Below are 26,630 nucleotides of genomic sequence, written 5' to 3' on the forward strand. Positions count from 1 at the left end.
AAAGAGATGGATTGTATTTTTTGTAAAATTGTCGAAGGCTCCATTCCTTCGAAAAAAGTGTATGAGGATGATACTGTAGTAGCCTTTCACGATATTACTCCCCAAGCTCCAGTACATATTCTCGTGATTCCAAAGAAACATATTGCAACAATGAACGATGCTGAAGGCGAGGATTTCGCCCTAATTGGCGACATTCATCGCGCTGCTCAGCATATTGCACGTGAGCTAGGCATTGCAGAATCGGGTTACCGATTGATTAACAACTGCGGCAAGGATAGTGGACAAGTGGTATTCCATATCCATTATCATTTGCTTGGCGGCGAACAGCTGGGAGCATTGATTGGATAAATCGCGTATTATAGCCATATAATGGCAGGTCAACATGCGGGCAAATGCCGCTGTGCAAACATTTCCAACCATGAAATGTCGTTATAATCTGTTCACATGGTTGACACCTAGTTTTACAATCACATATAATGTAATTTGATGAACCGTGTTTTTGTTCTTGGACGGTCTGTTCGGAGGGAGGGATAACTGGTGTCTGAAACGAAAGTTCGCAAAAACGAGACAATCGATGCTGCACTTCGTCGCTTTAAGCGCTCCATCGCGAAGGATGGCGTATTGGCTGAAGTTAAAAAGCGCAAGCACTATGAGAAGCCAAGCGTTAAGCGCAAGAAGAAGTCCGAGGCTGCCCGCAAGAGAAAGTTTTAGGAGGATTACGCACCAATGGATCTTAGCCAAAGATTGAACGAAGATATGAAGCAAGCGATGAAAAGTCAAGACAAGTTCAAACTCTCCACCATCCGAATGGTTCGTTCGGCGATCAAGAATGTTGAGATAGATGAAAGAAGAACTTTGAATGACGATGAAGTGCTTGAAATTCTAGGTCGTGAGATCAAACAGCGGAAAGATGCCCTCCACGAGTTCGAAAAAGCAGGTCGAGGCGATTTGGCAGATGGGGTTCGGGCGGAAATTGATATCTTGACGCCTTATCTTCCTGCTCAGCTTTCCGAAGAAGAGATAAAAGTGATTGTACAAGAGACCATCCAAGAGACCGGTGCTTCTTCGAAAGCCGACATGGGGAAAGTAATGGGTGCCCTCATGCCAAAGGTGAAGGGGCGCGCAGACGGCAAGTTAGTCAATTCTGTCGTGCAACAATGTCTGCAATAAACGATCTCTTTACGTCTATTGACGAAACGATAAAAAACACTCCTTATTCATAAGGAGTGTTTTTTTCTATATATCTAAAGATGAAACGCAAGGCATGATCAGGACGTATTATTATATGTGTTCAAAAGGGCTGTTTTCACAATGTGAGTCATGCCACAATTGTCAGCAAGCTTTTTGAATAGCACGTATCGCATTTGTCTACAACAGAATAAGAAAGGGGGTAGTCATCCACCATGCGGTATTTTCGAGGTAAACCACTAGGATTAGCCACCTTAGTTTTGACAGCGATCATGATCCTGTTCTCCTGCATCCCATTTGTAAGCGCTCAAGTGAAAGCGGAAGGCAGTTCGGTACACAATGTGATAGTCCTTCCACTGAAGGGAACGGTGAATCCAGTTATGGAGTCCTTCCTGTTCCGGGCACTTGATGAGGCAGAGCAGCTAAGTCCTGAAGCGATTATTATCGAGATGGACACACCGGGTGGAGAATTGGGATCTGCGGGCAATATCAGCCAGAGAATTATCTCCAGTCCTGTGCGTACGATTATGTTCGTAGAGGGCAATGCAGCATCGGCAGGCAGTTATCTTGCACTAAGCGCCAATGAGATCGCAATGACTCCAGGCAGTGCAATCGGATCGGCAGCCTTGGTTGATGGGGCTCATAATTACGTGAATGATCCGAAGCTAGTCGCCATGTGGGTTAGCAAAATGAAAGCCGTTGCACAAAAAAATGGCAGAGATCCGCTCGTTGCACAAGCAATGGCTGATTTGCAAGGCGCTTACGAAATTAAGGAGCTGGGACGGACAATACCATCGGGTGAGGTGTTGTCATTGAGCTCGGAGGATGCGCGTAAAGCTGGCTATGCGGAATATGTAGCATCCAATACGGCAGATCTGTTGAAACAGTTGAAGCTTGATCAAGCAAATCTTGTTCAGATTGAGCCTTCTACCTCAGAACAAATTGCAGCCTTTGTTGTTCATCCAGGGATTGCGACATTGCTCCTGTTCCTTGGAATCGCAGGTGTTGCAATCGAACTGTTCGTACCAGGCTTCGGTGTCCCAGGAATACTGGGGATTGCTGGATTTGGTTTGTATTTCTTCGGTCACTACATTGCAGGACTAGCGGGGGTGGAGACCATCGTACTATTCATCATTGGGCTAATACTGCTAGCACTGGAGTTGTTCATCCCGAGCTTCGGCATATTGGGTATACTAGGGTCGTTAAGCTTGATTACGGGTGTCGTGCGAGCTGCTAATGATACAGCAGATGCGCTGATGTCGCTTGGCATTGCCTTCGCAGCTGCTCTGATCGTGGTTATCATCGTCGTTCGTGTGTTCAAGCACCGCGGCATTTGGAATAAGTTCATTCTCCGCGATTCCTTGACGACAGATGAAGGGTACGTGTCGAATATAAATCATACAGAGCTGATCGGGAAGACAGGGCGTGCATTGACAACATTGCGTCCATCGGGAACGGCTTTGATTGGAGATATCAAATATGATGTCGTCACAGATGGCGGTTTTATAAGCCGTGACGAAGAGATTGAGGTTGTTGAGGTGGAGGGCGTACGGATTGTCGTACGATCGTTGACCAAAGATTGACCCCTTTATGTTATTTTTCACTATAGGTTCTAACCCTTGCTTCACACATATAACAAAATATTGGAGGATGATCGAATATGGATCCATCTATGGTAACTGCGCTGTTAATAGGGGTTGTTATTGTTATTGCACTGAGTGTATTCTTTAGCTTCTTCCCAGTAATGCTCTGGATCTCGGCTATTGCGTCCGGGGTGAAGATCGGTATTATCTCACTCGTCGCTATGCGTCTGCGCCGTGTAACCCCAAGCCGTATCGTTAACCCAATGATTAAGGCTACCAAGGCTGGTCTTGGACTGAATATTAACCAATTGGAGAGTCACTACTTGGCGGGCGGTAATGTTGACCGTGTTGTTAATGCGTTAATCGCTGCACAACGTGCGAATATTCATCTTGAATTCGAACGCGCAGCAGCAATTGACCTTGCAGGTCGCGATGTATTGCAAGCGGTGCAAATGAGTGTTAACCCGCGCGTTATTGAAACGCCTATCGTTGCCGCTATGGCGAAGGACGGTATTGAAGTAAAGGTTCGCGCGCGCGTTACCGTACGTGCGAACATCGAGCGTCTCGTCGGTGGTGCTGGGGAAGAGACGATTATCGCGCGTGTTGGCGAAGGTATCGTTACAACTGTAGGTTCCAGCGCATCCCATAAAGACGTTCTGGAGAATCCAGATCTTATTTCCCGTACTGTACTCGGCAAAGGTTTGGATGCGGGAACGGCTTTTGAAATCTTGTCTATTGATGTTGCAGACGTTGATGTAGGTAAGAACATTGGTGCGCATTTGCAAACAGAGCAAGCTGAGGCGGATAAGCGCATTGCGCAAGCAAAAGCAGAAGAACGCCGTGCAATGGCAGTCGCGCAAGAGCAAGAGATGAAGGCGCGCGTCGTTGAAATGCGTGCACGTGTTGTTGAGTCGGAATCTCAAGTCCCTCTTGCTATGGCTGAAGCGCTTCGCGGCGGCAAGTTGGGTGTGATGGATTATATGAATTTGAAAAACATTGAAGCCGATACGCAAATGCGCGGTACAATCGGCAAAGTCTCCGACAATAATTCCAACCATAATCACGACAACAAATCGGAAAGCTAGGCGATGAGCCATGGTGATCATTGAGAAGATTATTCATTTCGTCACAAGCAATCCGTTAATAGCGATTATTATTTTGGGAGCTCTTTTTTCTTCACTGGGCGGCTCGAAGAAAAAGGACAAAACCAACCGGATGCCTGATTTTAGTGGAGGGGCTGCAAAAAGCAGCGATGACAAGAGGTATGAAGATGAAGGCGAGGAGGAATACGAGGAGGTAGAACGCAGGCCAGAACGTCAGCCTGTGTATACGACCAGCGCTGAACGACCTGAGCCAGCAGGGATGGCTTCGAGCGCAGGTAACTCGTATGATTCCATTGACTCGGATGAGGCGCGTCTTACGGAGCTAGAGCAGCGTCTGGCTGCAATTGACCGAATGGCGAGCTCGATCTCGTCCGGATCAGCTTCCAGATTCTCTAAGCGCCATACTTCATCAGCTGCTTCACCCGAACAAGGGCAGGGTTCTTCAAGCCGGGCAGTAACACCTGATGAAGTGATGCAGGGAGTCATTTGGGCGGAGGTGCTCGGCCCGCCGCGTGCCAAGCGTCCCTATCAGCATCGCCGCTGAATCTATAAGTATTAATACAAGTCCTCGCTGTTCCGTTTAGGAACAACTGTAGGCGAAGAGAGAAGTTCCACATACAGGCTCAGTACAATACATGCTAAGCCTGCATAGTGGGGCTTTTTTTTTATTTCTGCAGTTCCACAGACAATCATTAACATGGAATATTCCTCGAGGATCTCGCGTGAAGGGTCGCTGCAATCGTTATAATCGCGTCATTCTGCGCATAAATTGTAACGAATAGGAAGGGGGCCCGTCGCAAAATGAGTCGCTTTGGCCGCAAATTAAGCAACTGGACAGCGAATTGGCTGGATCTGCCGCAGGATACATTATCGGATACGCCCCGGTTAGCCATGATTGGAAATCGGCATCTTATCGTTGAGAACCACCGCGGGATTGTGCATTTTTCGAACGAACTGGTTCGGTTGGCGCTAACCAATGGAGAACTAGAGATATCCGGATCAGAGCTTGTTATTCGGGCGATATGGACGGAAGAGATACGTATTGAAGGAATCATACGCAATATCACATACAATGGAACGGGGGAAATGAAGTGAAGGCACCTACGTTGGCCAATGCTCGCGGCTATGTTCGGGTTCGCATTCGAGGAGGGAATGCGGAGTCTTTTATTAATGCTGTCGTCTCCAAACAAATCCAAGTGTGGGATGTGCAGCGGACTTCGTTCCAAGACTTCCAGTGCTATGTACTGCTGTCTGATTATTTTAACCTGAGGCCCATTTTGAAGCAGACAGGCTGTCGGGTTCATGTGGAGCAGCGGATAGGATGGCCTTTTGCGTTGAGACGAGTCCTCCGCCGCAAGTTCTTCTTGATTGGCTTCGCTATGTTTATGCTTGGATTGTACATGCTCTCCTCGCTGGTATGGTCCATTGATGTGAAGGGCAATGATCGCATACCAACAGAGCAGGTGCTTGCGGCTGCGAAAGAGCAGGGGATATATCCTTTTCAGTGGACATTCCGTCTGCGTGACCCTGATCTAATTGCGAAGGCGATGCACACGAAGCTGAAAGAGGCATCATGGGTGGGAGTCAATTGGGAAGGGACCAGGGTATCAATTCAAGTGATTGAAGCAACGAAGCCCGATTCATTGAAATTGGTTAATCCAAGACATATTGTTGCTTCAGAGGATGCAATCGTAACTGATATTATCGCGGAGAATGGACGAGCTGTCGTTGCCCGCAATGCCCGCGTCAAAAAAGGCGCTGTACTTATTTCCGGGGCCGTTGGAACTGAAACTGAACCGAAGGATGTGGCGGCCAAGGGAGAAGCAAGAGGGCTCGTCTGGCACCAATATGAGATTTCCTCGCCGCTCGTCATGAAGCATAAAGTATACACAGGGGAAGAGAAAGAAAGAAAATATATCGTGACAGGCAACCGGAGACTTATGGTCTCTGGATTCGGAGATATTCCTTATGCTCATTATGAGCAGCTGCAGGAGGACAACACGCTGAAATGGAGGCAGTTGTCGCTGCCTATTGGCTGGACGAATGAGAAAATTAAGGAAGTTCAGTTCGCATCTGAGGAACGAACGGAGACGCAAGCTGCAGAGGCAGGACTGAAGCAAGCTAGGGCGGATGTGCTCGGCAAAAACGGACCAAATGCCCGCATTCATTCGGAAAAAATTTTGCATCAGAAGACGGACAATGGTAAAGTGGTCATGAAGGTGCTTTTTGAAGTGGAGCAATCAATAGCGGAAGAACTTCCGCTTGTTCGCCAGTTTGAACAGAAATCACAACCGGAATCAGAACCACATGAACAAGGACACTGAATACAAGGAGACTGAGGTTTTTGTCGCAACAACAGACTGTTAAAATTTCACTACAAAATGCTGCTGAAGGACTAGCCCTGTTCGGGCCGCAAGATAAGCATCTGCGCTTGATTCAAAGCCGTACAGATGCACTAGTAACATCGCGCGAGGCGGAGGTTGTCATTACGGGGGAAGCGGAAGAAACTGAAAAATTGGAGCAGTTATTCCTCGTTCTGCTCGAGCTGATTCGCAACAATATTATCCTGTCTGAACGGGATATCATGTATGCAGTCGATTTAGCGCAGGAATGGAAGGTTGACGAGCTGCTTGATTTATTCAGGGGCGAAATCGCACATACATACCGCGGCAAACCGATCCGCGTTAAGACAATAGGTCAGCGGCATTATGTATCAACGATTAAGAAGAGAGACATCGTATTCGGTGTAGGGCCTGCAGGTACAGGGAAAACGTATCTTGCCGTTGTACTTGCCGTCGTTGCGTTGAAAGAAGGAGCCGTCAAGCGAATCGTTTTGACTCGGCCTGCAGTAGAAGCCGGAGAGAACCTTGGTTTCTTGCCTGGAGATTTGCAAGAGAAGGTAGATCCGTATTTGCGCCCTCTCTATGATGCGCTGTATGACGTGATGGGCACGGAACAGGTGGCTAAGGCTCTTGAGCGTGGATTGATTGAGATTGCGCCTCTCGCCTATATGCGGGGACGGACGCTGGATGATGCGTTCATCATATTGGATGAGGCACAGAATACGACGCCTGAACAAATGAAGATGTTCCTGACACGACTTGGCTTCGGATCGAAGATGGTCATTACCGGGGATATTACCCAAATTGATTTGCCTCGCGGTAAGAGATCTGGTCTCGTGGAAGCAGGGCGAATCTTGAACGGGATTGAGGAGATCGGATTCGTGCATTTTGCCGAGCAGGATGTCGTTCGTCATTCCTTAGTGCAGAAAATTATTACAGCTTACCAGAAGGAAAGCGAAAACCAAGGATAGAGAGGACTGTTCTCTATGCTACAGACAAATCGTTCCGGCAACGGAAATAGCAAACGTCAAGTGAATATGACGGGATGGAAGTATAGCGTAGGCGTACGTTTTCTTCTGTTTTTCTTATTAACATTATTATTTTATTTCAGTTTGGCGCCGAGCATTCTGCCAGAGAAGCTGGATATTGAAGTCAATGCGAAGAGTGAGAAGGATATTATCGCACCGATTCAAATCCCAGATAAGAAGGCAACGCTTAAAGCTCAAGAGCAGGCTGCTGAGCGCGTACAGCCCATTTATGAGATTATCTCGCTCAAAAATGAGCGCTTAATCGATTCTCTGTTCGAGCGTATCGACCAGTTAAATGACGATGAGCTCATATCGTACGCACAGAAGATCAGCTTATATCGCACCGTCATCCCTGATGAAGTCAATAAGTATCTTAGGGAATTTCTGACGACAAGCCGCAATAAGGATACATATTCGAGTACACTGCTTGACGAAGTAAAGAAACGCATTGACGAGCAGAAGTACGATATCCCTGAAGAAACGTATCTGAAAATTGCACGCTTGACTAAAGAAGACGTCGCACAAATGAAGCCTGTTGCTCGGGAACTAGTGTCTAAGCTGATGGCTGACGCGGTTCCAGATGCCTCTGTGCCGCGTGCTAAGGTACCGGAATACGTCAATGCAAGCTCGCTGGATAAGCGCTCTGCTCGCGAGGTGGTGCAGGAGCTCGTTCGCCTCTGCATTACGCCGAACAAGTTCTATAATGATGACGCAACGAAGGATGCAAAGGTTCAGGCGCGGGAGAATACGCAGCCAATCTTCATTAAGCAGGGCGATATCTTTATTAAAAAAGGGCAGGTTATCTCTCAAGAGACTTATGATTTGCTGAAAGAGAACGATCTTTTGAAATCAGAAGTTAACTACTGGCCGCAATTTGGCTTGTTGCTTCTGTCGGTGATGTTCTCGCTTGTCTTGTTTATGTTTATGCGTCAATCAAGCCATACTCATTTCAAGTTTAACAACGTGCAGTTGCTGATGCTTGTGTTGATTTTCATAATCAATATTATTGCGATTCATATAATCGGCTACGCGCAGACGAAGGAAATCCCTTATATTGGGTATGTCGCACCAACTGCGATGGGGGTTATGCTGATTACCCTGCTTATCGATCTGCCGCTAGCGTATATATGTGCAGTCGTTCTGAGTATCCTTGCGGGGATGATCTTGAACACCAACCAAGGCACGTTGTTTGATTTCCATTTTGGATTTTTTGCGCTCGTGACCAGTTACGCAGCGATATTCGCCATTCATCGTGCAAGCCAACGCTCCACGATCTTGAAGGCAGGCATTATGGTATGTATCTTCGGCAGTGTAACGGCTCTGACGCTGTCCATGCTATATGGAGAGCCAATGAATCAGAGTCATACGATGCTGTCGGCTGCATTTGCCTTTGCCAGCGGACTGCTCACATCTGTGCTTGTACTTGGACTGATGCCGTTTTTTGAAGTTACATTTGGCATTCTGTCTGCACTCAAGCTGGTTGAATTGTCCAATCCGAACCATCCATTACTGCGCAAACTTCTGACAGAAACACCGGGAACCTATCACCATAGCGTGATGGTAGGGAATCTGTCTGAGCAGGCTGCGGAATCGATTGGTGCGAATGGACTGCTGTGTCGAGTAGGTGCCTACTATCATGATATCGGCAAAACGAAGCGTCCAAGTTACTTTATTGAGAATCAGACGAATATGGACAACCCGCACGATCAAATCGATCCGAAGCTGAGTACGTCCATTATCGTTGCTCATGCCCGGGACGGCGCTGAGATGCTGAAGGATTACAAGCTGCCGAAGCCGATACGAGATATTGCTGAGCAGCATCATGGTACAACCTTCTTGAAGTATTTCTACTTTAAAGCGAAGAAGCAGGCGGAAGAACAGGGTATTGAGCCTGACTTTACTGAGGATGATTTCCGCTATCCTGGGCCTAAAGCCCAATCGAAGGAAGCGGCTATTGTAGGGATAGCGGATTGTGTGGAAGCGGCAGTGCGTTCGCTTCGTCATCCGACAGTCGAGCAAATTGAATCGATGATTCATAAAATTGTGAAGGATCGGATGGACGACAATCAGTTCAACGAATGTGATCTGACACTGCGCGAGCTGGATATTGTTGCTCAGTCACTGAAGGAGACTGTAATGGGAATCTTCCACTCCCGCATTGAGTATCCGGATGACTCGAAGTTGAAGAATAAGGACGCGGGTGCTGCAGCGGAAGCTCCGAAGTCGTAGCCTGCGATTGATTCGGTTGAACGTACATCTTAAAACTGCAAGTAAGGAGCAACGAACATGTCGAGTATGAAGCTGGAATGGAATGACGATCAAAACATTTACCCGATAGATCCTTCCCTAATTGAGCTGCTGGAGCGTATCCTACAGGAAGCTGCGGCGATGGAGGGCATTCAAGAGGGAGAGGTCGCGTTAACGTTCGTTGATAATGAGCAAATTCATGAGTTAAATCGTGAATATCGAGGAATTGATCGTCCGACAGATGTATTGTCCTTTGCCTTGAACGAATCTGTTGAAGAGGAATTGGACATTCTATACGAAATTGAGGATGAGCAAGAATTGGATGAGATGAATGATCTGCTTGGCGATATCATCATCTCAACAGAACGTGCCAAGGAGCAGGCGGATGAATATGGTCACTCCTTGGAGCGTGAAATTGGATTCTTGTTTGTTCACGGCTTCCTGCACTTGCTCGGATATGATCATCAGGATGAGCCAAGTGAACAAATTATGATGGACAAGCAGGAAGCAGTGCTGGAGAAGGTAGGTTTGCGCCGCTAATGAAGCGTCCGTGGAGCGATACCTTTCGTGTTGCCTTCGCAGGAATAGCCTATGCAATACGAACGCAGCGCAATATGAGGGTACATGCAGCAATGAGTGTGTTGGTACTTCTATTAGGGGCTGTACTGCAAATATCGACTTCGGACTGGCTGTGGCTAGGACTCGCCATTACCATCGTAATCTCAGCTGAACTATTGAATACCGCAGTAGAATCTGTCGTCGATCTCGTGATGCCTAAACCGCATCCATTGGCGAAGGTAGCCAAAGATACCGCCGCAGGAGCCGTGCTCGTGACGGCGGTATTCGCCGTTATAGTTGGCGTTGCTATCTTTTTCGAACCGGGAATGAAGCTGCTTGGTGCGATTCTGCGCGTTATGCACGGATGAAGACATTCATACACGGCGCTATTGTCGTTATTGAACGGCAGAGCGCCGTGTATGCACATACAGAGAAGTTTTGGAGGGGAATTCATGTTTCATAATCAAGATCAAATGAATCGTAATACGTATAAATCGGGCTTCGTCGCGATTGTAGGTCGCCCAAATGTCGGCAAATCTACACTGATGAACCATGTGATCGGCCAGAAAATCGCCATTATGTCAGATAAGCCGCAAACGACACGCAACAAAATTCATGGCGTGTATACAACGGATCACTCGCAAATTGTATTTTTGGACACTCCTGGTATCCACAAGAGAAAGTCGAAGCTCGGCGATTATATGAACAATGTGGCACTGAACACCTTGAATGAGGTAGAGGCTGTCCTCTTCCTTGTCGATGTATCTGCTGGGCTTGGCGGCGGAGATAAATATGTGATTGAACAATTGAAAAAAGTCCGCACTCCTGTCATACTCGTCATGAACAAAATCGATCAGGTTCATCCAGAGGCTTTACCGCCGATGATTACAGAGTACAATGAGCTGCACGACTTCGCAGCGATTGTGCCGATCTCGGCGATAAATGGAAGCAACGTCAACCGTCTGCTGGATGTGCTCGGAGGCTATTTGCCAGAAGGCCCGCAGTACTATCCAGATGATCAAATTACGGATCATCCGGAGCAATTCGTCGTTGCAGAATTGATTCGCGAGAAGATATTGCACCTGACGCGAGAAGAAATTCCTCATTCCATTGCGGTAACGATCGAGGATATGCGTGTGCAGGAGAATGGCGTTGTATATATCTCGGCAGTTATTTTCGTGGAACGGGATTCACAAAAAGGAATTGTTATCGGCAAGCAGGGTGCCTTGTTGAAAGAAATTGGAAAGTTGGCGAGACAGGATATCGAAAACTTGCTCGGTTCCAAGACATTCATGGAACTATGGGTGAAAGTCAAAAAAGATTGGCGAAATCAGGATCGAGTCTTGCGCGATCTTGGTTTTAGACACGAGTAAATCTAGCGAGGAACAGGCTGGTCTAAACCATACACTCCAATTTTTGCAATGGATATTCCCTTCTAAGCAGCACAACCTAAATGATGACGCATAGTTTTGCTGGTCTGTATCCGAAGATATTGCCTCGAACGTTCGCTTCAGGTACAGCAACTATAACTGCCACTATTGTTGCTTGCGGGCATCATAGGAGCATGTCATTGATTAAGGTTCTCTTAACGAAAGGGGATTGTAGCAATGCGTGATTTTTCATGGAATGTATTTGCGAAGACGGGGGATGTCGACGCTTACTTGCTATATAAGCAGGCAGGAATGACTGAAGAGCTTGAGGAGCACCCAACAGAGATTGCGCCAATCGTGGAGCAATCTACAGATTAATAATGATTATGCAGCGTCAATCATGGGAGGACGAGAGTGTTATATCGGGTTGAAGGAATTGTCATCCGCAGCATGGACTATGGGGAAGGCAATAAGATCATCACACTTTGTACGAAATCTCACGGCAAAGTCGGTGTTCTTGTTCGCGGCGCGAAAAAGGTTCGTAGCCGACATGCTGCGGCGACTCAGTTGTTCACTTATGGGGAGTACGTGTTCTTTCGTGGAATGGGGCATATTGGTACTCTTAATTCATGTGAGATAGTAGAGGCGAATCATCAGCTTCGTGAGCAGCTCCATCTGGCAGCCTATGCGTCCTATGCGGCTGAATTAGTGGATAAGGCACTGCATGATGAAGAAGCTGGGGGGCCAATGTTTGATCAATTCCATGCCTACTTGCAAGCTATTGCCCAAGGCAAGGATGTACAGGTGACAACCCATCTCTTCGAGATGAAATTGTGGCAGCGAACTGGCGTAGCTCCTCAACTGCATGCATGCGTCGCTTGCGGTACAGAGGAGAGGCTTGCTGCTTTTAGTTGGCGGTTAGGTGGTGCGCTGTGTGCAAGCTGCAAGCCGAGGGAACATGCGAATTACGTCGCCAATCTGCAAATGCTTGCATTGCTTCAAAAATTCGAGATGACAGACTTGCATCGTCTGGGCAATATTACATTGAAGCCTGCAACTAAGCTGCAGCTTCGGGCTTGCATGCGTGGTTACATGGATACGCATGTTGGGGTACGTCTGAAATCATTGCAGTTCCTTGAGCAGATGGAGAAATATGATCTGGCGCAGCTTGACGAGTAATATCCATTTCGCTATAATAAATCAATAAATTGAGGAATACCTTGTGTTGAAGAAGAAAGTAGTTCGCAGCGTTTGAATGCAGCGATTCAGGGGCAGTGGAAGCCTGAACGAACGAACGAATGAAATGGCACTTTGGAGCAAGGCTCATGTGAAAGTGGATCGGACTATTTCGATCAAGTAGGGTGGAACCGCGGGAATATAACTCTCGTCCCTACGTCTGGCATCAGGCGTAGAGGCGGGAGTTTTTTGCATTCTCCCATACGTCAATGCCGTCAATATGAGGCAAAGGAGTCCTGACTGTGAATTTTCAACAAATGATTTTGACGTTGCAGCAATTTTGGGCTGAGCAGAATTGTATCATCGTACAGCCGTATGATGTAGAGAAGGGCGCGGGGACGATGAACCCGATGACCTTCCTTCGTTCCATCGGACCAGAACCATGGAATGTAGCTTATGTAGAGCCATCCCGTCGTCCAGCTGACGGCCGTTACGGGGAGAACCCGAACCGATTGTATCAGCATCACCAGTTCCAAGTTATTTTGAAGCCATCTCCAGACAATATTCAAGAATTGTATCTGGAGAGCTTGAACCGCCTGGGGATCGATCCGACAATCCACGATATCCGTTTTGTAGAGGATAACTGGGAATCGCCAACCTTGGGTGCATGGGGTCTAGGTTGGGAAGTATGGCTTGATGGTATGGAAATTACGCAGTTTACTTATTTCCAACAGGTGGGCGGTATCGACGCACATCCAGTGGCTGTAGAGATTACGTACGGCTTGGAGCGCCTTGCGTCCTATATTCAAGACAAAGAAAATGTGTTCGACCTTGAATGGGTAGAAGGCGTAGCTTATGGCGACGTATTCCACCAGCCTGAATTCGAGCATTCGAAATATACATTCGAAGTAAGCGATACAGAGATGTTGTTTACGCTGTTCAATATGTACGAGAAAGAAGCAAATCGTGCGATGGATGCCCATTTGGTATTCCCAGCATATGATTATGTGCTGAAATGCTCCCATACATTCAACCTGCTTGACGCACGCGGCGCGATTAGCGTAACGGAGCGCACAGGGTACATTACACGCGTGCGCAATCTTGCGCGTCATGTGGCTGCGACTTACTTGGAAGAACGTGAGAAGCTTGGCTTCCCACTCTTGAAGAAAGGAGAGGAACAAGATGCCTAGACATTTATTGCTCGAGCTTGGCTTAGAGGAAGTGCCTGCACGTTTCATTCGCAGTGCGATGGAACAACTGAAGGAGCGTACGGAACGCTGGATGACAGAATCGCGGATTGCATACGGAACGGTATCTGCGTATGCAACACCAAGACGTCTCGCAGTGCTCATTCAGGACGTTGCAGATAAGCAGACAGACGTTCATGAGGAAGTGAAGGGGCCAGCGAAGAAGATTGCTCACGATGCGAGCGGTGAGTGGTCGAAGGCAGCCCTTGGATTTGCACGCAGTCAAGGCGTAGATCCGTCGGAATTCTTCTTCAAAGAGTTGAACGGAGTCGAGTATATCTACGCGAATAAGAGCAGCCTTGGGACGAATACGGCGGATGTTCTCGTTGAGGGATTGACTTCAATTATTCATGCAATGACTTTCCCGAAAAACATGCGTTGGGGTGCGAAGGATATGCGCTTCGTTCGTCCGATTCGCTGGATTGTTGCTCTGCATGGCGAGGATATTATTCCACTTGAAATTGCAGGCGTAAAAGCGGGCCGCACGACTCGTGGTCATCGTTTCCTTGGTGATGAGGCGGTTATTGATGCGCCGCTTCAATACGTGGAGCGCCTTCGTGAACAGTCCGTCATCGTTGATGTGGCAGAACGCGAAGCAAATATTAAGAACCAAATTCAAGAGCTTGCAAAGAGCAAGGATTGGCATATTGCGATTAAGGAAGATTTGCTGGAAGAGGTACTGTTCTTGGTTGAAACCCCTACCGTATTGTTCGGTGGATTCGATGAAGCGTTCTTGAACATTCCTCAAGAAGTGTTGATTACTTCGATGCGTGAGCATCAGCGTTACTTCCCTGTATTGAATGCAGAGGGCCAGCTCCTTCCTTACTTCGTAACCGTGCGCAACGGTGACTCCAAGGGATTGGAGATGGTTGCAAAAGGGAACGAGAAGGTGCTGCGCGCACGCCTGTCTGACGCGAAGTTCTTCTATGAAGAAGATCAGAAGCTTAAAATTATCGATTGCGTGCACAAGCTAGATTCAATCGTGTTCCACGAGGAGCTAGGCTCGATCGGGAATAAGGTGCGCCGCATTCATGCAATTGCGGATGCATTGGCGCTGGCGGTTCAGACGGATCGTGAGACAGCGCTGTGGGTAAGCCGTGCTGCGGATATTTGCAAGTTCGACCTTGTTACGCAAATGGTCTATGAATTCCCTGAATTGCAGGGGGTTATGGGTGAGGATTACGCTCGCAAGGCAGGGGAACCAGAGGCGGTAGCCCAAGCAATCAACGAGCATTACAAGCCTAGATTCGCTGGCGACCCAGCACCAGCTTCAATTGTCGGTTCGATAATCAGTATGGCTGATAAAATGGATACGTTGACTGGCTGCTTCGGGATCGGCATAATCCCGACAGGGTCGCAGGATCCATATGGCTTGCGGAGACAGGCGACAGGTATTGTGCAAATTCTACTGGAACGCAATCTTCCACTTACTTTGCATACGCTCTTCAACATTACGCTTGATGTATATGAACAAGCAGGATTGTTGAAACGTGAACGTGAGGAAGTTCGTAAAGAATTGTATGAATTCTTTGGCTTGCGGGTGAAGAATGTGTTGTCTGATTCCGTTCGATACGATGTTGTTGATGCGGTAATGGCTGCTGGCTATGACGATGTGAAGCTCACAGTAGCTCGTGGAGAAGCACTTATGCATGCTGTACAGGCAGATGAGTTTAAGCTGACGGTTGAATCGTTCAACCGTGTAGGTAATCTGGCTGCTAAAGCAGACAGCAAGGAGATACGTTCTGAGCTGTTCGAGCAGGATGCAGAACGCAATCTTCATGAGAGCTGGCTGCGTGTGCATGAAGCTTATGAAGCAGCTTATAGTAATCCATCAGAGGCACTGAGCGTATTGTCCCAGCTGAAGGATGAAGTCCATTCGTTCTTCGAACAAGTGATGGTTATGGCTGAGGATCAAGCGGTGCGGGTGAACCGCTTGGCTTTGCTTGCGAATATTGCAAATGACATTCAGCGCTTCGCAGATTTCTCCAAGCTTGTCTGGGCGTAATAAGCAACAATGAGATTTATCGTCTATGGACAGTAAGGTAGCAGTAAATGGATGGAACATGAAGAAGGGATTCTTCGGATTCGCTTCGACATGTTCCATCCTTATTTTCATCGATTCGACAAAATATGAGTTAATGTAGAGGAAATCCGGATTTCGAAGCAGGAATTTTAAACGATACAGCGTATATAATATAAACGGTGAAACGATTAATGAAAGTTCCGACGCTTTACGAAAATGGTGAGAACATGTCTTCTAAACTTCGAATCGTAGTAGACGCCGATGCTTGTCCTGTAAAAAATGAAATCGTTGCTGCAGCCATTGAGATGGGTGCAGGAGTTATTTTTGTAGCTTCTTATGCTGCATTTGCTCCAGACTGGCAGCTTATGAGTCTTGATATTCATACTGTTTTTGTGGATCAAGCGTTTCAAGCGGCGGATATTTATATTGCCAACACAGCGCGGTCAGGGGACGTAGTGGTTACGGGCGACTACGGGTTGGCCGCGCTCTGTTTGCCAAGAGGTGCATCCGTACTTACGCCGAGAGGCAGCGAGCTGACCGGCGATAATGTAGATGAGTACCTGACAAGGCGGCATATCTCAAGCAAAGCGAGAAGAGCAGGTTTACGAACGAAAGGTCCGCGAGCGATGAGTGAAGAGGATCGCGAAACTTTCCAACATAAACTGACAAAACTTTTGCTTCGTGAGCAGGAGAAAATGCGCCCATAGCGAATTAGTAATACGTGTTCAGATGAAGGTGATGGACGATAAACGGATATGGACTTATTCCTGACGAAGTTCGCGATGAAGTATTGAAACGCAACGATATCGTCGATATTGTTGGACAATACGTCCACTTATCGAAGAACGGTAAATATTTGAAGGGGCTGTGCCCTTTTCATTCAGAGAAGACACCATCGTTCACGGTCACGCCGGAGAAGCAAATATTCCATTGCTACGGCTGCGGGAAGAGCGGGACGGCCATTCAATTTGTGATGGGCCTTGAAGGATATTCCTATCCTGAAGCGATTACCCATCTAGCTGAGTTGGCAGGCATTCCTATAACATGGGGAAGCGGCGACTCGTATGCTGAACGCAATCCGCGGAATGAAGCGAAGGATCGGCTGATTGAAGCACATGAACTGACTGCGAAGATGTATCATTACATATTAATGAATACAACGGAAGGTCAGGAAGCGCTTCGTTATTTGCGTGAACGCGGCATTAATGACAAGCTCATCGAACAGTTTCAGATTGGATACGCACCGCCGAATTGGGATATGATCGTGAAGTTTCTAACGAAACGGCAGTTCGACCTTGCTCTGGTAGAGAAGGGCGGTATCGTATCGGCAAGAACGAATGGTGAAGGGTATGTCGATCGTTTCCGTAACCGGGTCATGTTCCCGATATGGGATCGCCGGGGACGCATTGTTGGATTTGCAGGAAGGGTGCTGGACGGAAGTCAGCCCAAATACTTGAACTCACCCGAGACCATGCTATTCAACAAATCGAAGCTGCTGTACAATGTGCATCAAGCTAGACCGCACATAAAGCGCAGCGGGGAAATTGTTCTGTTTGAAGGATTTGCAGACGTTATTCAGGCTTGGGAAGCCCAAGTAATGAATGGCGTTGCGACAATGGGAACTGCGTTAACCTCTGATCATGTCCAGCTGCTGAAGCAGCTCGGAGACAGTGTTACGTTATGTTATGACGGCGATGATGCTGGACAAGCAGCCGCCATGAAATCAATTGACCTATTAGAGGGAAGCGGCCTGCATGTTGCTGTCGCCATGCTTCCTGATCGGATGGATCCTGATGAATTTATTAAGGCACACGGAGCTGAGCGGTTCAGGCACGCGATCATCGCGTCAGCTGTTACGCCAACCAAATTCAAGCTTATATCTTTACGTCGAAATCATATACTGCTAGAAGATGATGGCAAACGGCGCTTCAAAGATGCGGCGTTGCGTGTTGTGGCGCAGGTTGAATCTCCTGTCGAGCGGGAGATGCATTTGAAGGAGCTCGCTTCACTGCTTGAATTATCAGGGGATTCTGCAATTGCTTCTTTGAAGCTAGAATGCGCGAATATCCGTCAAAAACTGCAAAAAAACAACCAAAACGGGGATAATCAAGACAATTGGTGGAATAATGTTAGGAATGATAAACAAGTTATCTCCCCGCCCGTGTTGCGTCCAGCATACGTGTATGCAGAACGCAGTCTGCTGGCGCTAATGTTCCAAGATATTGAAGTGTCCAACTATGTGGAGCGGAATCTTGGTGAGCAATTCAATGTAGATGATCATGCGGCACTTGCCGCTTATCTATATGCTTATTACGCGCAAGGCAAGGAGCCTGATTTCAGTTGTTATTTGGCGACATTGCAAGATGACCGATTAGAGAAAACGGCTGCATCCATATCGATGGCTGAAGTGCCATTGCGAAATGACACCGCCTTATTAGATGATTACATCGGTCAGATCTTGAAAGTGCCTAGGCATCGTGAAATAGAGCGTAAAAAGGAAGAAATGGTGCAGGCGGAGCGTTCTGGAGACATCTTGCGTGCCGCGCAAATTGCACAAGATATTATAGCCCTAGAGCAACAACTGAAGCGGTAGGAAGCAGAAGTTTCTAGGGAGGAGGGAGTCGGAAAATGGCGAATGATCAACATACTGGACTAGATGCCGAAGCAGCGTTGGAACATGTGAAGGATCAATTGATTGAGCTCGGTAAAAAGCGCGGCTCGCTCAGCTATAAAGATATTACTGAAAAGTTATCGACGTTCGATCAAGACCCGGAGCAGATGGATGAGTTTTATGAACAGCTGTCTGATTTGGGCATTGAAGTGGTAAATGAAACGGAAGATGGAATGGGCAATCGCAATAATGGTGATCGGGAGAATGGGGATAACGAAGATTTCCATTTCGATGATGACTTATCGCTGCCACCGGGAATTAAGATTAATGACCCGGTTCGGATGTACTTAAAAGAGATCGGCCGTGTTCCGCTCTTGTCAGCAGAAGAAGAGATTGAACTTGCGAAGCGAATTGAGCAGGAAGACGAAGAAGCGAAGAAACGCTTGACGGAAGCGAACTTGCGCCTCGTAGTCAGCATTGCGAAGCGTTATGTTGGACGCGGAATGCTGTTCCTCGATTTGATTCAAGAAGGAAATATGGGACTGATTAAGGCTGTTGAGAAATTCGACTACAGCAAAGGATACAAGTTCAGTACGTATGCAACATGGTGGATTCGCCAAGCGATTACAAGAGCGATTGCCGACCAAGCGCGTACAATCCGTATCCCTGTTCATATGGTAGAAACGATTAATAAGCTTGTCCGTGTATCCCGTCAATTGCTGCAAGAACTTGGACGCGAACCAACTCCAGAAGAAATTGCAGCAGAGATGGAACTTAGTGTTGAGAAAGTACGCGAGATCATGAAGATTGCTCAGGAACCGGTATCGCTTGAGACACCAATTGGTGAAGAAGACGATTCTCACTTGGGAGACTTCATTGAGGATCAAGAAGCATTGGCACCTGCTGATGCGGCAGCATATGAGCTGTTGAAGGAGCAGTTGGAGGATGTCCTTGACACATTGACAGAACGTGAAGAAAATGTGCTTCGTTTGCGCTTTGGTCTCGATGACGGCCGTACTCGCACCTTAGAAGAGGTAGGCAAGGTATTCGGTGTCACACGCGAACGGATTCGCCAAATTGAAGCGAAAGCACTTCGTAAATTGCGTCATCCGAGCCGCAGCAAGCGACTTAAAGATTTTCTTGAATAGTGGCTAACGACGAGACCTTCTTGCGCGCAGTATGCGTGGGGAAGGTCTTTTGTCGCCATGTAAGGCATTCCCACACAGGAGCGTGACAAGCCTCATGGATCAGAAGCAGCGCCAATGGATGTCGCAGGAAATTGCACGTTGGAGACATAATCGATTATTGCCGGAACGCTATTGCGAATTCCTTGCTCAATTGTACCAACTGCCAGAATCAACAGAAGCAGCTGAGCCGTCTGTGGTATCTAACAGACGCTTCGCGGAATGGCTGGCCGATCTTCCTGCCGCCAAATGGCTGGCGTTATTTATCATTTCTGGTTTGTTCTGTACTGCTGGATTTCATTTTACCGCTTTTGACATTCCAATGCAAATTGGGGCTGTCGCCTTATTTGCCCTTATTAACTATGGGCTTGCCGTCTTCAATTCAAAGTATGCGGCAAAGAAAAGTAAAGTGCAAATCGCGGTATTTACAAGTCTCGGCAACGCTGTAAGCATGCTTGGCGCGCTTGCCATTCTCATGCTGCATCAATGGCTTTCCTGGTATGGCGTGGCGCTGTGGCTGATTGGAGCAGGGCTCTTATGGATCATAACAGGATTGCTACTGCGGCGCGGCGGAATGCAGGGGTTCGGTTGGCTCCTGTTGGCGATCGCCTATGCGGTAATTCTCTATTCAATGGTGGGAGAACTTACGCTCATTGAGACGCAGTGGTTGTGGCTTCCAGAGAGCTTATTATTCATCTGGATGGCTTGGGTGATGCACAGTGTTCTTCCTTCAGCTTCAGCAGGGCTGCTGATAGCTTCCCTGATTGCTTGGCATATGCCTGAGGCCGCTTGGCTTGGCAGAATCATCACACTGAAGCTTAATGCTGGTGGCGAGGTTCTGCTATTTATGCTAATGAAGCTTTTTATTACGTTTTACATGGGATATTACTTTAGACAACAGTGGGTGAAATGGATTCGTGAACATCAAATTGTCCAAACGACTACAATGGATTGCGGATTGGGTGCCTGAAGGCAGCAAACTTGCAGATATCGGTTCTGACCATGCGCTGCTGCCATCTTATTTGGCGAAGCAAGGCATTATTTCTTATGGCGTCGCAGGTGAAGTGAATCAAGGTCCGTATGAAGCAGCTAGACGCCAAGTGCTCGGATCTCGCTTGGAGAATATTGTACAGGTCCGGCTTGGTGATGGGCTTGCCGTATTGGAGCCTAATGAGGTGGACTGCATTTCTATCGCTGGAATGGGGGGGAGCCTCATTGTCAGTATATTATCAACTCAACCTGAGAAGCTTGAGGGGGTCAAGCGACTCATCCTCCAGCCGAATGTGGGCGAGGATACCGTTCGTCGCTGGCTTCGCAAGGAAGGCTGGGCACTGCTTAAGGAGCATATTTTAGAGGAAGACGGCAAAATTTATGAGGTTCTGCTTGCAGAACGCCAGTTCGAATCAGCAGAGACACATAACGCTCGTCTGTACGAGTCTCGGCCTTTATTATGTGGGAAGACGCTGTCAGAGGAGTGGCTGCTGCAATTCGGCCCACTGCTGTCGCAAGCTCCTACAGATGTATTCTTTGAGAAATGGAAGCGTGAAGTAGCGAAGCGGGAGCGTGTACTGCGTACGATGGAACAGGCCGAGAGTGAAGAGGCGAAGCAGCGTCGAGAAGTATTCGTTCAGAACAAAGCGGAACTGGAGGCGATTATTGAATGTTTGCGAAAGGGTCAACAATAATTCAGTGGATGGAGCAGCTGGCGCCTAAGTCATTGGCTGTACCAGATGATCGAATTGGGCTTCAACTAGGTTCGCTAAATAAGGAAGTAGCGAAAGTACTCGTTGCACTCGATGTGAATGAAGAGGTCGTGGAGGAAGCTATCGCTCAGCAAGCGAACCTCATTATCGCTCACCATGCAATCATTTTCCGACCTTTGAAGCATTTACAGACAGATACCCCTGCCGGCCGATTATATGAGAAGCTCATCAAGCATGACATCTCGGTATACATCTCACACACGAATTACGATGTGGCAGTAGGGGGCATGAATGATTTGATGGCGGAACGCCTCCAGCTTACGAATGTCCGTGTCCTCGAAACGTTGCAGCAGGAGCAGATGCACAAGCTGGTTGTATTTGTACCGCAGACGCATGCAGATGAAGTCCGTGCTGCAATATTGGATGCCGGGGCTGGGCACATCGGGAACTACAGCCATTGCAGCTTCAATAGTGAAGGCTTCGGCACGTTCAAGCCTGGCGACGGCACGAATCCGCATATCGGACAAGCGGGCAAGCTGGAGAATGTACCAGAAGTACGAATTGAGACAATTATTCCGAAGTCGGTTCGAAGCCGTGTGCTGCAAGCGATGTTTAAGGCGCATCCATACGAGGAAGTCGCTTATGATCTCTACCCTGTAGATATTCAAGGAACAGAGTATGGCTTGGGCCGAGTAGGCAAGCTGACTGAAGCTGTAACTCTTCATCAATTATCAGAGCAGGTGAAGAGCAGCTTCGAGGTATCGAATGTACGCGTGGTCGGCAATCTGGATCGTTCTGTGCGCAAGGTTGCTGTCCTCGGCGGTTCAGGCGCCCGATATATCCATCATGCGATATTCCACGGAGCGGATGTGCTCGTCACGGGAGATGTGGATTACCACACTGCCCACGATGCACTCGCTGCAGGTCTTGCAATAATTGATCCGGGCCATAATGCAGAGAAGATGATGAAGCAGGATGTCGCAGGACGCCTGCAGGAGGTGGCATCTGACAAGGGAGTATCGACGCAATTCGTAGCTTCTTCCACAAATACCGAGCCATTTCAGTTTTTGTAAAAGTTGACGGTTGAGTTTCTTGCGCGAAACTTGTATACTAACGAATGTTGACGGAAAGTTTGACAGACAATCGCTGGTGACTTGGTCACGAGAGGAAAGTCCGGGCTCCATAGGGCAGGGTGCTGGATAATGTCCAGTCAGCGCGAGCTGAAGGATAGTGCCACAGAAATGGACCGCCGATGGCTGCTTCGGCAGCACAGGCAAGGGTGGAACCGTGGTGTAAGAGACCACGAGGAGCGTTGGTGACTTCGTTCCTGGTAAACCCCATCTGGAGCAAGACCTAATGAGATGCATGCCCGCAAGGGCAGCCTTAGCCCGAGGTGCGTCTGGGTTGGTCGCTTGAACCGTGCAGCAATGTACGGTCTAGATAGATGATTGTCACTTTGTAGTGGAAGGGTAGCTCCCGTAATACCACGATCAGTACAGAACCCGGCTTACGGCAAACTTTCCGGAGCTACAACACTTATTGTTCGAAGCCTATAAGATAACCCCCGCACACAAGCTGTGCGGGGGTTTTTGGTTTGGGGGACATTATCTACAATGTCCCATCCCACGGCCATAAGTCGTTTACGGCTGGGAAGCGGGGATTATTGAAGATGGCGTAGATGGACGCTTCACATATTGAGCAATCGTCCGCTTGATTTCGCGTGCAATATTTTGCGGAAGCAGCGACAATGATGTCGTACCTTGCTCTGCAAGGCTTAGGGCCTGTGCGACATCAATTTCACCATAGCCATAATACATATCTTTACCCGGTGTTCCTAAGTCGACTACACTCTGCCGCATAATATCATACACCTCCGTATTCTTTAACGAAGGATTCACGGAGCGAATAAGTGCAGCCAATGCGGATACATGCGGGCAAGCCATTGAAGTGCCTGACAATGCCGCATATTGATTGTTCGGATAAGTGCTTGCAATCGACGTGCCGGGCGCCACAACATCTACGTAGTTGCCGTAGTTGGAGAAGGAAGCGCGCTTCTGATTCGCATCCGTAGCGGATACGGCAAATACTTCAGGATAAGCAGCAGGGTATCCAGGACGTCGGGTATTGTCATTGCCCGTTGCAGCAATCAGCACGACATCGCGATCATAGGCATACTTGACTGCATCATGCAGAAATGCGCCATCGACATAGTTGCCTAAGCTCATGTTGATGACCTTGGCTCCATTGTCAGTCGCCCAAATAATTCCTTCCGCAACAGAGTACGATGTACCTGATCCGTTGTTGTCAAGCGCTTTGACTGGAAGAATCGGATTGTACCATGTAATCCCGGCAATGCCTTCACCATTATTGACAGTGGCGCCAATAATGCCGGCTACATGAGTACCATGTCCGACTTCATCTTTTGGAGGCTGGTTTTTATCAAAGACGTTATAACCCTTCAGCAGCTTGCCTTGCAAATCACGATGATTGGAATCGACACCGGTATCGACAACCGCCACAATGACATCTTTGGCCCCTTTGCTCGTCATCCATCCTCGGTTCGTATGGATATTCGGCAAATTCCATTGATAAGCCTTGTACAACGCATCATTTGGCTCCTCAGCAGCATCCCCTTGTGTCGGTTCATTCAATGTCTTGGGGCGAGCTTGAGAAGAAGGAGTCGATGGAACTGGTGAGGGCTTCTCATTTGTCATATATAGAAAATGAGGCTCACTGTATATCGGATTGAATTGTTTGAAATAAGAAGTTAATTGCTTAACACTCATCTTATGAGAACGAAACACATACGTGTAACCGAGCTTGCGCGGGTGTGCGCACCCAGTATCCCGCATCATACGCTGCAATTGAATGGAGTCGGGGTCAGAACGGAAGCGCACGACGATTTCATTTTCATAATAATGGCTTGTGCCGGCGTTATCTTCTCCGTCTTGAACCTTTACATCCCGCATCGAGTTGGAATCCACAGACTTGACACGGTACTTGGATTCAGGCGGGTAAGGTACAAGTCGAAGATTTTTTTGCTGATGCTTGCGTACGGTCTGGATGACATCTTGATTCACGATTGCGACAATCCCCTGCTGCGATTGGGGAGAGGCAATGCCAATGACCATATGGCTTTTCCCATTCACTAACACTTCAGGAGAGGAATATGACTGCTGCTTCGTTACGTTCATGGTAGCAGTTCGAACGTAACTCTCGAGCTGCTTGTTGGCGTCCCAGCGCTCATCCTTCGGTACATTTCCTTTCTCCCAAGCGGTTGAACCACCTTCGACCCATTTCATGTACACGAAGTGGGGATGGGATTTCATAAATTGCTGAACGGTATCCTGCTTCTGGGCATGAGTCTTGGCTCCCCAATTGGCAAGAGCATCTTCCAGATCACGTCTGGAATCAATGGCGAACATCCGGCTTGTGCGTGTAACGTCCTGATTCAGGATTTGTTTTTTCATGCTCTCTTCGTGTGCGGCTGTCGTCATGCCCCTTGGCTCGGGATGGCGATCTGGAGCCCATAATAGCGGAATCGTAAGTACGGCTGCACAGAGAGCAACTATTCCAACCACATATCGTCGCTGCATACAACTTCCTCCTCTAGCGTTCCTTCCTAATTGTCCTGCCTTTTGATATCAAGCGCCTCTCGGCTGCAGATATCGTATCGTGAACAGACCTGTTTATAGGTTGAGAATTGGTACACGAATTTATTCGGGACGCGGCGGAAAATGATACCCATCATGATCGGATTGTGGTAGGATGAAGGGGAAATGAAAATGATTCCAAATCGGATGCCCGAAGAGTTGAAATTCCAAATGGACGAATGGGGTAAGGGGGAGCTTTCATGCCAGCATCCAATGTGAAGCAGCAATGCGAAGTTTCGAAGGACAAACTTAAGGAAGCGATTGATAAGCTTGAGCAATTCTTAAATGAGTATTCGCTAACTGCTCTTGTTCAAGGGAATGAGGAAGACGAGACTGTTAGTTTCTATAAAGGATTCCTGACGGATATTCGGCATTTGCTCGTATTCACGGAGCAGAGCTATGAACGGCTGGGTGTTGCGTTAAGAAGAGCAACCTTTGATACGGCATTTGGCGAGCGCTGCTTGTACGAAGTGTATCATCATTGTGTGAATGCCTTCTTCTACCCGAAGAACGAGTGTTATTCAGAGGATGGTCGATACGCTTATACGGGTCAAGACGCAATTCGTTTCCGGAAGAAGCCTGTTCGAGCAGCGAGGGATATTGTTCTGTCGGTTGTGAAGCTGTTCGAAGATCTCCGCGATGAGCTTGCCTATTATGAGAGTGACTATTTAACGCAGCGTCGTATGCAAGGCTCGAAATAAGGAATTCCGAATATATCAATTACGAAGACGTTCCGTTTATGCCACGGAGCGTCTTTTTCGTTAGATCATGGCAGGAAGAGAGCAGGATATGACATCACGGACTAGGACATGCTGATAACACGGAGGTGATGGATGTGAGTGAAAAACCTGTAGTTCGCTGCAGCGTATCCAACTGTAAATTTTGGGGGGATTTTCGCTGTCAAGCTTCTGAAATTATGATTGATATTGATGCACATGCTAATGTAAAGGCCAATTCAGAGTTCGCGGACGAATCGTTCCGAGGCGATCATAAGGATACAGCCTCTAAGTCCTCTTCAACATGCTGTCAGACGTTTGTGCCCAAATGATCTTGAACGGAAGCTAGGAGTGAGGTGTGATGTCAGGTCACAAAGCACGCAATTCACGCCGTTTGAAGCGGCACCGGGTTAGAAGTCATACCGCGAGAAATCCAGAACAGCAGCAGGATGTAGAATTTGGGCAAGAAGCGGGAACTTTCTCAGACACGCTTCGCATTGCAACACAGCATTCGAAGATCAATCATTGGTCGGGTATTGGCATGCTGGCTGTTATTTTCTCGATTATCGCCTTCTTTCTATTTCCAATTCCGATGGGGATTGGGGCCGTCGCGTTAGGTGTTCTTGCCTACTTGCAGGGAAGTCGTTCATCTGGAATCTTTGCGACCGTTGCTGGGTTATTAGCCGTCCTTGTCCAATTCATAACGATGTCATCATAAGTGAGTATTCAAGCTTGAACCGGTAAGTTGCCCCGGATCAGGCTTTTTCTATATGGGGAGCAAGGGAGCATTAGCTGCATGAAGGATCGATAAGAACATGGGATTAGGGATGGTGCTTTTATGTTGAAACGTGTAAAATAAGTTACATCTTATTTCGTACATGAGATCAACAACGGTGAG

At 47.8% G+C, this 26,630-nt stretch carries 27 protein-coding genes and 1 other RNA gene; 27 read left to right on the forward strand and 1 reads right to left on the reverse strand.

Going from position 1 to position 26,630, the window contains the following annotated elements; translation table 11 throughout:
• Window positions 1–6: 6 nt before the first annotated feature.
• From M3661_RS04025 to rnpB, 24 genes are all read left to right on the forward strand, one after another.
• Window positions 7–348, forward strand: a complete 342-nt coding sequence (locus M3661_RS04025) for a histidine triad nucleotide-binding protein (RefSeq protein ID WP_251482566.1) — start codon at window positions 7–9, stop codon at window positions 346–348.
• A gap of 189 nt (window positions 349–537) precedes the next feature.
• Complete coding sequence (gene rpsU / locus M3661_RS04030; RefSeq protein WP_005547957.1) at window positions 538–711, forward strand: 30S ribosomal protein S21; 174 nt, start codon at window positions 538–540, stop codon at window positions 709–711.
• Between the two features lie 15 nt (window positions 712–726).
• Window positions 727–1,170 carry a GatB/YqeY domain-containing protein gene (locus M3661_RS04035; protein WP_021256807.1) on the forward strand — a complete coding sequence of 148 codons (444 nt, stop codon included), beginning with the start codon at window positions 727–729 and terminating at the stop codon, window positions 1,168–1,170.
• A gap of 233 nt (window positions 1,171–1,403) precedes the next feature.
• Window positions 1,404–2,771: an NfeD family protein gene (locus tag M3661_RS04040; protein WP_065290486.1), complete on the forward strand. Its 1,368-nt coding sequence runs from the start codon at window positions 1,404–1,406 to the stop codon at window positions 2,769–2,771.
• A gap of 77 nt (window positions 2,772–2,848) precedes the next feature.
• Complete coding sequence (floA, locus tag M3661_RS04045; RefSeq protein ID WP_065290487.1) at window positions 2,849–3,856, forward strand: flotillin-like protein FloA; 1,008 nt, start codon at window positions 2,849–2,851, stop codon at window positions 3,854–3,856.
• Between the two features lie 10 nt (window positions 3,857–3,866).
• Window positions 3,867–4,418, forward strand: coding sequence for a hypothetical protein (locus M3661_RS04050; protein WP_251482568.1), 552 nt, complete (start codon window positions 3,867–3,869; stop codon window positions 4,416–4,418).
• A 257-nt stretch (window positions 4,419–4,675) separates the two neighbouring features.
• Entirely contained in the window at window positions 4,676–4,969 is a 294-nt protein-coding gene (gene yqfC / locus M3661_RS04055; RefSeq protein ID WP_021256803.1) for a sporulation protein YqfC, read from the forward strand.
• Window positions 4,966–6,198: a sporulation protein YqfD gene (gene yqfD / locus M3661_RS04060; RefSeq protein ID WP_065290489.1), complete on the forward strand. Its 1,233-nt coding sequence runs from the start codon at window positions 4,966–4,968 to the stop codon at window positions 6,196–6,198. The genes yqfC and yqfD overlap by 4 nt, the downstream gene beginning before the upstream one ends.
• A gap of 20 nt (window positions 6,199–6,218) precedes the next feature.
• On the forward strand, window positions 6,219–7,187 hold the full coding sequence (locus M3661_RS04065; RefSeq protein WP_021256801.1) for a PhoH family protein: 969 nt from the start codon (window positions 6,219–6,221) through the stop codon (window positions 7,185–7,187).
• Window positions 7,188–7,202: 15 nt separating this feature from the next.
• A complete protein-coding gene (locus M3661_RS04070) occupies window positions 7,203–9,473 on the forward strand; it encodes an HD family phosphohydrolase (RefSeq protein ID WP_072728897.1) in 2,271 nt (756 codons plus the stop codon).
• Window positions 9,474–9,530: 57 nt separating this feature from the next.
• On the forward strand, window positions 9,531–10,031 hold the full coding sequence (gene ybeY / locus M3661_RS04075) for an rRNA maturation RNase YbeY (protein ID WP_251482583.1): 501 nt from the start codon (window positions 9,531–9,533) through the stop codon (window positions 10,029–10,031).
• Entirely contained in the window at window positions 10,031–10,417 is a 387-nt protein-coding gene (locus M3661_RS04080; RefSeq protein ID WP_065290492.1) for a diacylglycerol kinase family protein, read from the forward strand. The genes ybeY and M3661_RS04080 overlap by 1 nt, the downstream gene beginning before the upstream one ends.
• A gap of 84 nt (window positions 10,418–10,501) precedes the next feature.
• Window positions 10,502–11,422: a GTPase Era gene (era, locus tag M3661_RS04085; protein ID WP_370510413.1), complete on the forward strand. Its 921-nt coding sequence runs from the start codon at window positions 10,502–10,504 to the stop codon at window positions 11,420–11,422.
• A 234-nt stretch (window positions 11,423–11,656) separates the two neighbouring features.
• The gene (locus M3661_RS04090) at window positions 11,657–11,797 is read left to right on the forward strand and encodes a YqzL family protein (protein ID WP_072728894.1); all 141 of its coding nucleotides are present in this window, start codon (window positions 11,657–11,659) and stop codon (window positions 11,795–11,797) included.
• Between the two features lie 36 nt (window positions 11,798–11,833).
• Window positions 11,834–12,598 (forward strand): DNA repair protein RecO, encoded by a 765-nt coding sequence (recO, locus tag M3661_RS04095; RefSeq protein WP_021256796.1) that lies wholly within the window; start codon window positions 11,834–11,836, stop codon window positions 12,596–12,598.
• 299 nt (window positions 12,599–12,897) lie between these two features.
• Complete coding sequence (gene glyQ, locus M3661_RS04100) at window positions 12,898–13,785, forward strand: glycine--tRNA ligase subunit alpha (RefSeq protein WP_021256795.1); 888 nt, start codon at window positions 12,898–12,900, stop codon at window positions 13,783–13,785.
• A complete protein-coding gene (gene glyS / locus M3661_RS04105) occupies window positions 13,778–15,847 on the forward strand; it encodes a glycine--tRNA ligase subunit beta (RefSeq protein WP_251482586.1) in 2,070 nt (689 codons plus the stop codon). Before glyQ ends, glyS begins: the two co-directional genes overlap by 8 nt.
• A gap of 245 nt (window positions 15,848–16,092) precedes the next feature.
• Window positions 16,093–16,572 (forward strand): YaiI/YqxD family protein, encoded by a 480-nt coding sequence (locus M3661_RS04110; protein ID WP_065290520.1) that lies wholly within the window; start codon window positions 16,093–16,095, stop codon window positions 16,570–16,572.
• A 38-nt stretch (window positions 16,573–16,610) separates the two neighbouring features.
• Window positions 16,611–18,458 (forward strand): DNA primase, encoded by a 1,848-nt coding sequence (dnaG, locus tag M3661_RS04115; protein WP_251482744.1) that lies wholly within the window; start codon window positions 16,611–16,613, stop codon window positions 18,456–18,458.
• Between the two features lie 35 nt (window positions 18,459–18,493).
• Complete coding sequence (gene rpoD / locus M3661_RS04120) at window positions 18,494–19,624, forward strand: RNA polymerase sigma factor RpoD (RefSeq protein ID WP_021256791.1); 1,131 nt, start codon at window positions 18,494–18,496, stop codon at window positions 19,622–19,624.
• A gap of 94 nt (window positions 19,625–19,718) precedes the next feature.
• Window positions 19,719–20,630, forward strand: a complete 912-nt coding sequence (locus tag M3661_RS04125; protein ID WP_065290496.1) for a hypothetical protein — start codon at window positions 19,719–19,721, stop codon at window positions 20,628–20,630.
• The gene (locus M3661_RS04130) at window positions 20,578–21,345 is read left to right on the forward strand and encodes a tRNA (adenine(22)-N(1))-methyltransferase (RefSeq protein WP_251482588.1); all 768 of its coding nucleotides are present in this window, start codon (window positions 20,578–20,580) and stop codon (window positions 21,343–21,345) included. Before M3661_RS04125 ends, M3661_RS04130 begins: the two co-directional genes overlap by 53 nt.
• Entirely contained in the window at window positions 21,321–22,436 is a 1,116-nt protein-coding gene (locus tag M3661_RS04135) for a Nif3-like dinuclear metal center hexameric protein (RefSeq protein WP_251482591.1), read from the forward strand. The genes M3661_RS04130 and M3661_RS04135 overlap by 25 nt, the downstream gene beginning before the upstream one ends.
• A gap of 54 nt (window positions 22,437–22,490) precedes the next feature.
• An RNA gene (gene rnpB, locus M3661_RS04140) (RNase P RNA component class A) lies at window positions 22,491–22,888 on the forward strand.
• A 115-nt stretch (window positions 22,889–23,003) separates the two neighbouring features.
• On the opposite strand, the gene M3661_RS04145 is transcribed toward rnpB, so the two are convergent.
• Entirely contained in the window at window positions 23,004–24,959 is a 1,956-nt protein-coding gene (locus M3661_RS04145; RefSeq protein ID WP_065290498.1) for a S8 family peptidase, read from the reverse strand.
• A 257-nt stretch (window positions 24,960–25,216) separates the two neighbouring features.
• Here M3661_RS04145 and M3661_RS04150 point away from each other — a divergent pair, with 257 nt between their 5' ends.
• From M3661_RS04150 to M3661_RS04160, 3 genes are all read left to right on the forward strand, one after another.
• Complete coding sequence (locus M3661_RS04150; protein WP_028531285.1) at window positions 25,217–25,717, forward strand: DUF3907 family protein; 501 nt, start codon at window positions 25,217–25,219, stop codon at window positions 25,715–25,717.
• Between the two features lie 128 nt (window positions 25,718–25,845).
• Window positions 25,846–26,064, forward strand: coding sequence for a DUF1540 domain-containing protein (locus M3661_RS04155; protein WP_028531284.1), 219 nt, complete (start codon window positions 25,846–25,848; stop codon window positions 26,062–26,064).
• A gap of 29 nt (window positions 26,065–26,093) precedes the next feature.
• A complete protein-coding gene (locus M3661_RS04160) occupies window positions 26,094–26,450 on the forward strand; it encodes a hypothetical protein (RefSeq protein WP_251482593.1) in 357 nt (118 codons plus the stop codon).
• Window positions 26,451–26,630: the final 180 nt, after the last annotated feature.

The sequence above is a fragment of the Paenibacillus sp. MER 180 genome, assembly GCF_023713665.1.
In the GTDB taxonomy this organism is placed as follows: Bacteria; Bacillota; Bacilli; order Paenibacillales; family Paenibacillaceae; genus Paenibacillus_B; species Paenibacillus_B suaedae.

What these genes read in the sequence shown, in the direction of transcription:
- M3661_RS04025 (WP_251482566.1), top strand. Translation starts at nt 7, where the DNA reads ATGGATTGTATTTTTTGTAAAATTGTCGAAGGCTCCATTCCTTCGAAA.
- yqfC (WP_021256803.1), top strand. Translation starts at nt 4,676, where the DNA reads ATGAGTCGCTTTGGCCGCAAATTAAGCAACTGGACAGCGAATTGGCTG.
- era (WP_370510413.1), top strand. Translation starts at nt 10,502, where the DNA reads ATGTTTCATAATCAAGATCAAATGAATCGTAATACGTATAAATCGGGC.
- M3661_RS04090 (WP_072728894.1), top strand. Translation starts at nt 11,657, where the DNA reads ATGCGTGATTTTTCATGGAATGTATTTGCGAAGACGGGGGATGTCGAC.
- M3661_RS04110 (WP_065290520.1), top strand. Translation starts at nt 16,093, where the DNA reads ATGTCTTCTAAACTTCGAATCGTAGTAGACGCCGATGCTTGTCCTGTA.
- M3661_RS04145 (WP_065290498.1), bottom strand. Translation starts at nt 24,959, where the DNA reads ATGCAGCGACGATATGTGGTTGGAATAGTTGCTCTCTGTGCAGCCGTA.
- M3661_RS04135 (WP_251482591.1), top strand. Translation starts at nt 21,321, where the DNA reads ATGTTTGCGAAAGGGTCAACAATAATTCAGTGGATGGAGCAGCTGGCG.
- M3661_RS04160 (WP_251482593.1), top strand. Translation starts at nt 26,094, where the DNA reads ATGTCAGGTCACAAAGCACGCAATTCACGCCGTTTGAAGCGGCACCGG.
- M3661_RS04125 (WP_065290496.1), top strand. Translation starts at nt 19,719, where the DNA reads ATGGATCAGAAGCAGCGCCAATGGATGTCGCAGGAAATTGCACGTTGG.
- M3661_RS04150 (WP_028531285.1), top strand. Translation starts at nt 25,217, where the DNA reads ATGCCAGCATCCAATGTGAAGCAGCAATGCGAAGTTTCGAAGGACAAA.
- M3661_RS04080 (WP_065290492.1), top strand. Translation starts at nt 10,031, where the DNA reads ATGAAGCGTCCGTGGAGCGATACCTTTCGTGTTGCCTTCGCAGGAATA.
- M3661_RS04155 (WP_028531284.1), top strand. Translation starts at nt 25,846, where the DNA reads ATGGATGTGAGTGAAAAACCTGTAGTTCGCTGCAGCGTATCCAACTGT.
- ybeY (WP_251482583.1), top strand. Translation starts at nt 9,531, where the DNA reads ATGTCGAGTATGAAGCTGGAATGGAATGACGATCAAAACATTTACCCG.
- M3661_RS04040 (WP_065290486.1), top strand. Translation starts at nt 1,404, where the DNA reads ATGCGGTATTTTCGAGGTAAACCACTAGGATTAGCCACCTTAGTTTTG.
- glyS (WP_251482586.1), top strand. Translation starts at nt 13,778, where the DNA reads ATGCCTAGACATTTATTGCTCGAGCTTGGCTTAGAGGAAGTGCCTGCA.
- rpoD (WP_021256791.1), top strand. Translation starts at nt 18,494, where the DNA reads ATGGCGAATGATCAACATACTGGACTAGATGCCGAAGCAGCGTTGGAA.
- floA (WP_065290487.1), top strand. Translation starts at nt 2,849, where the DNA reads ATGGATCCATCTATGGTAACTGCGCTGTTAATAGGGGTTGTTATTGTT.
- M3661_RS04070 (WP_072728897.1), top strand. Translation starts at nt 7,203, where the DNA reads ATGCTACAGACAAATCGTTCCGGCAACGGAAATAGCAAACGTCAAGTG.
- M3661_RS04050 (WP_251482568.1), top strand. Translation starts at nt 3,867, where the DNA reads ATGGTGATCATTGAGAAGATTATTCATTTCGTCACAAGCAATCCGTTA.
- M3661_RS04035 (WP_021256807.1), top strand. Translation starts at nt 727, where the DNA reads ATGGATCTTAGCCAAAGATTGAACGAAGATATGAAGCAAGCGATGAAA.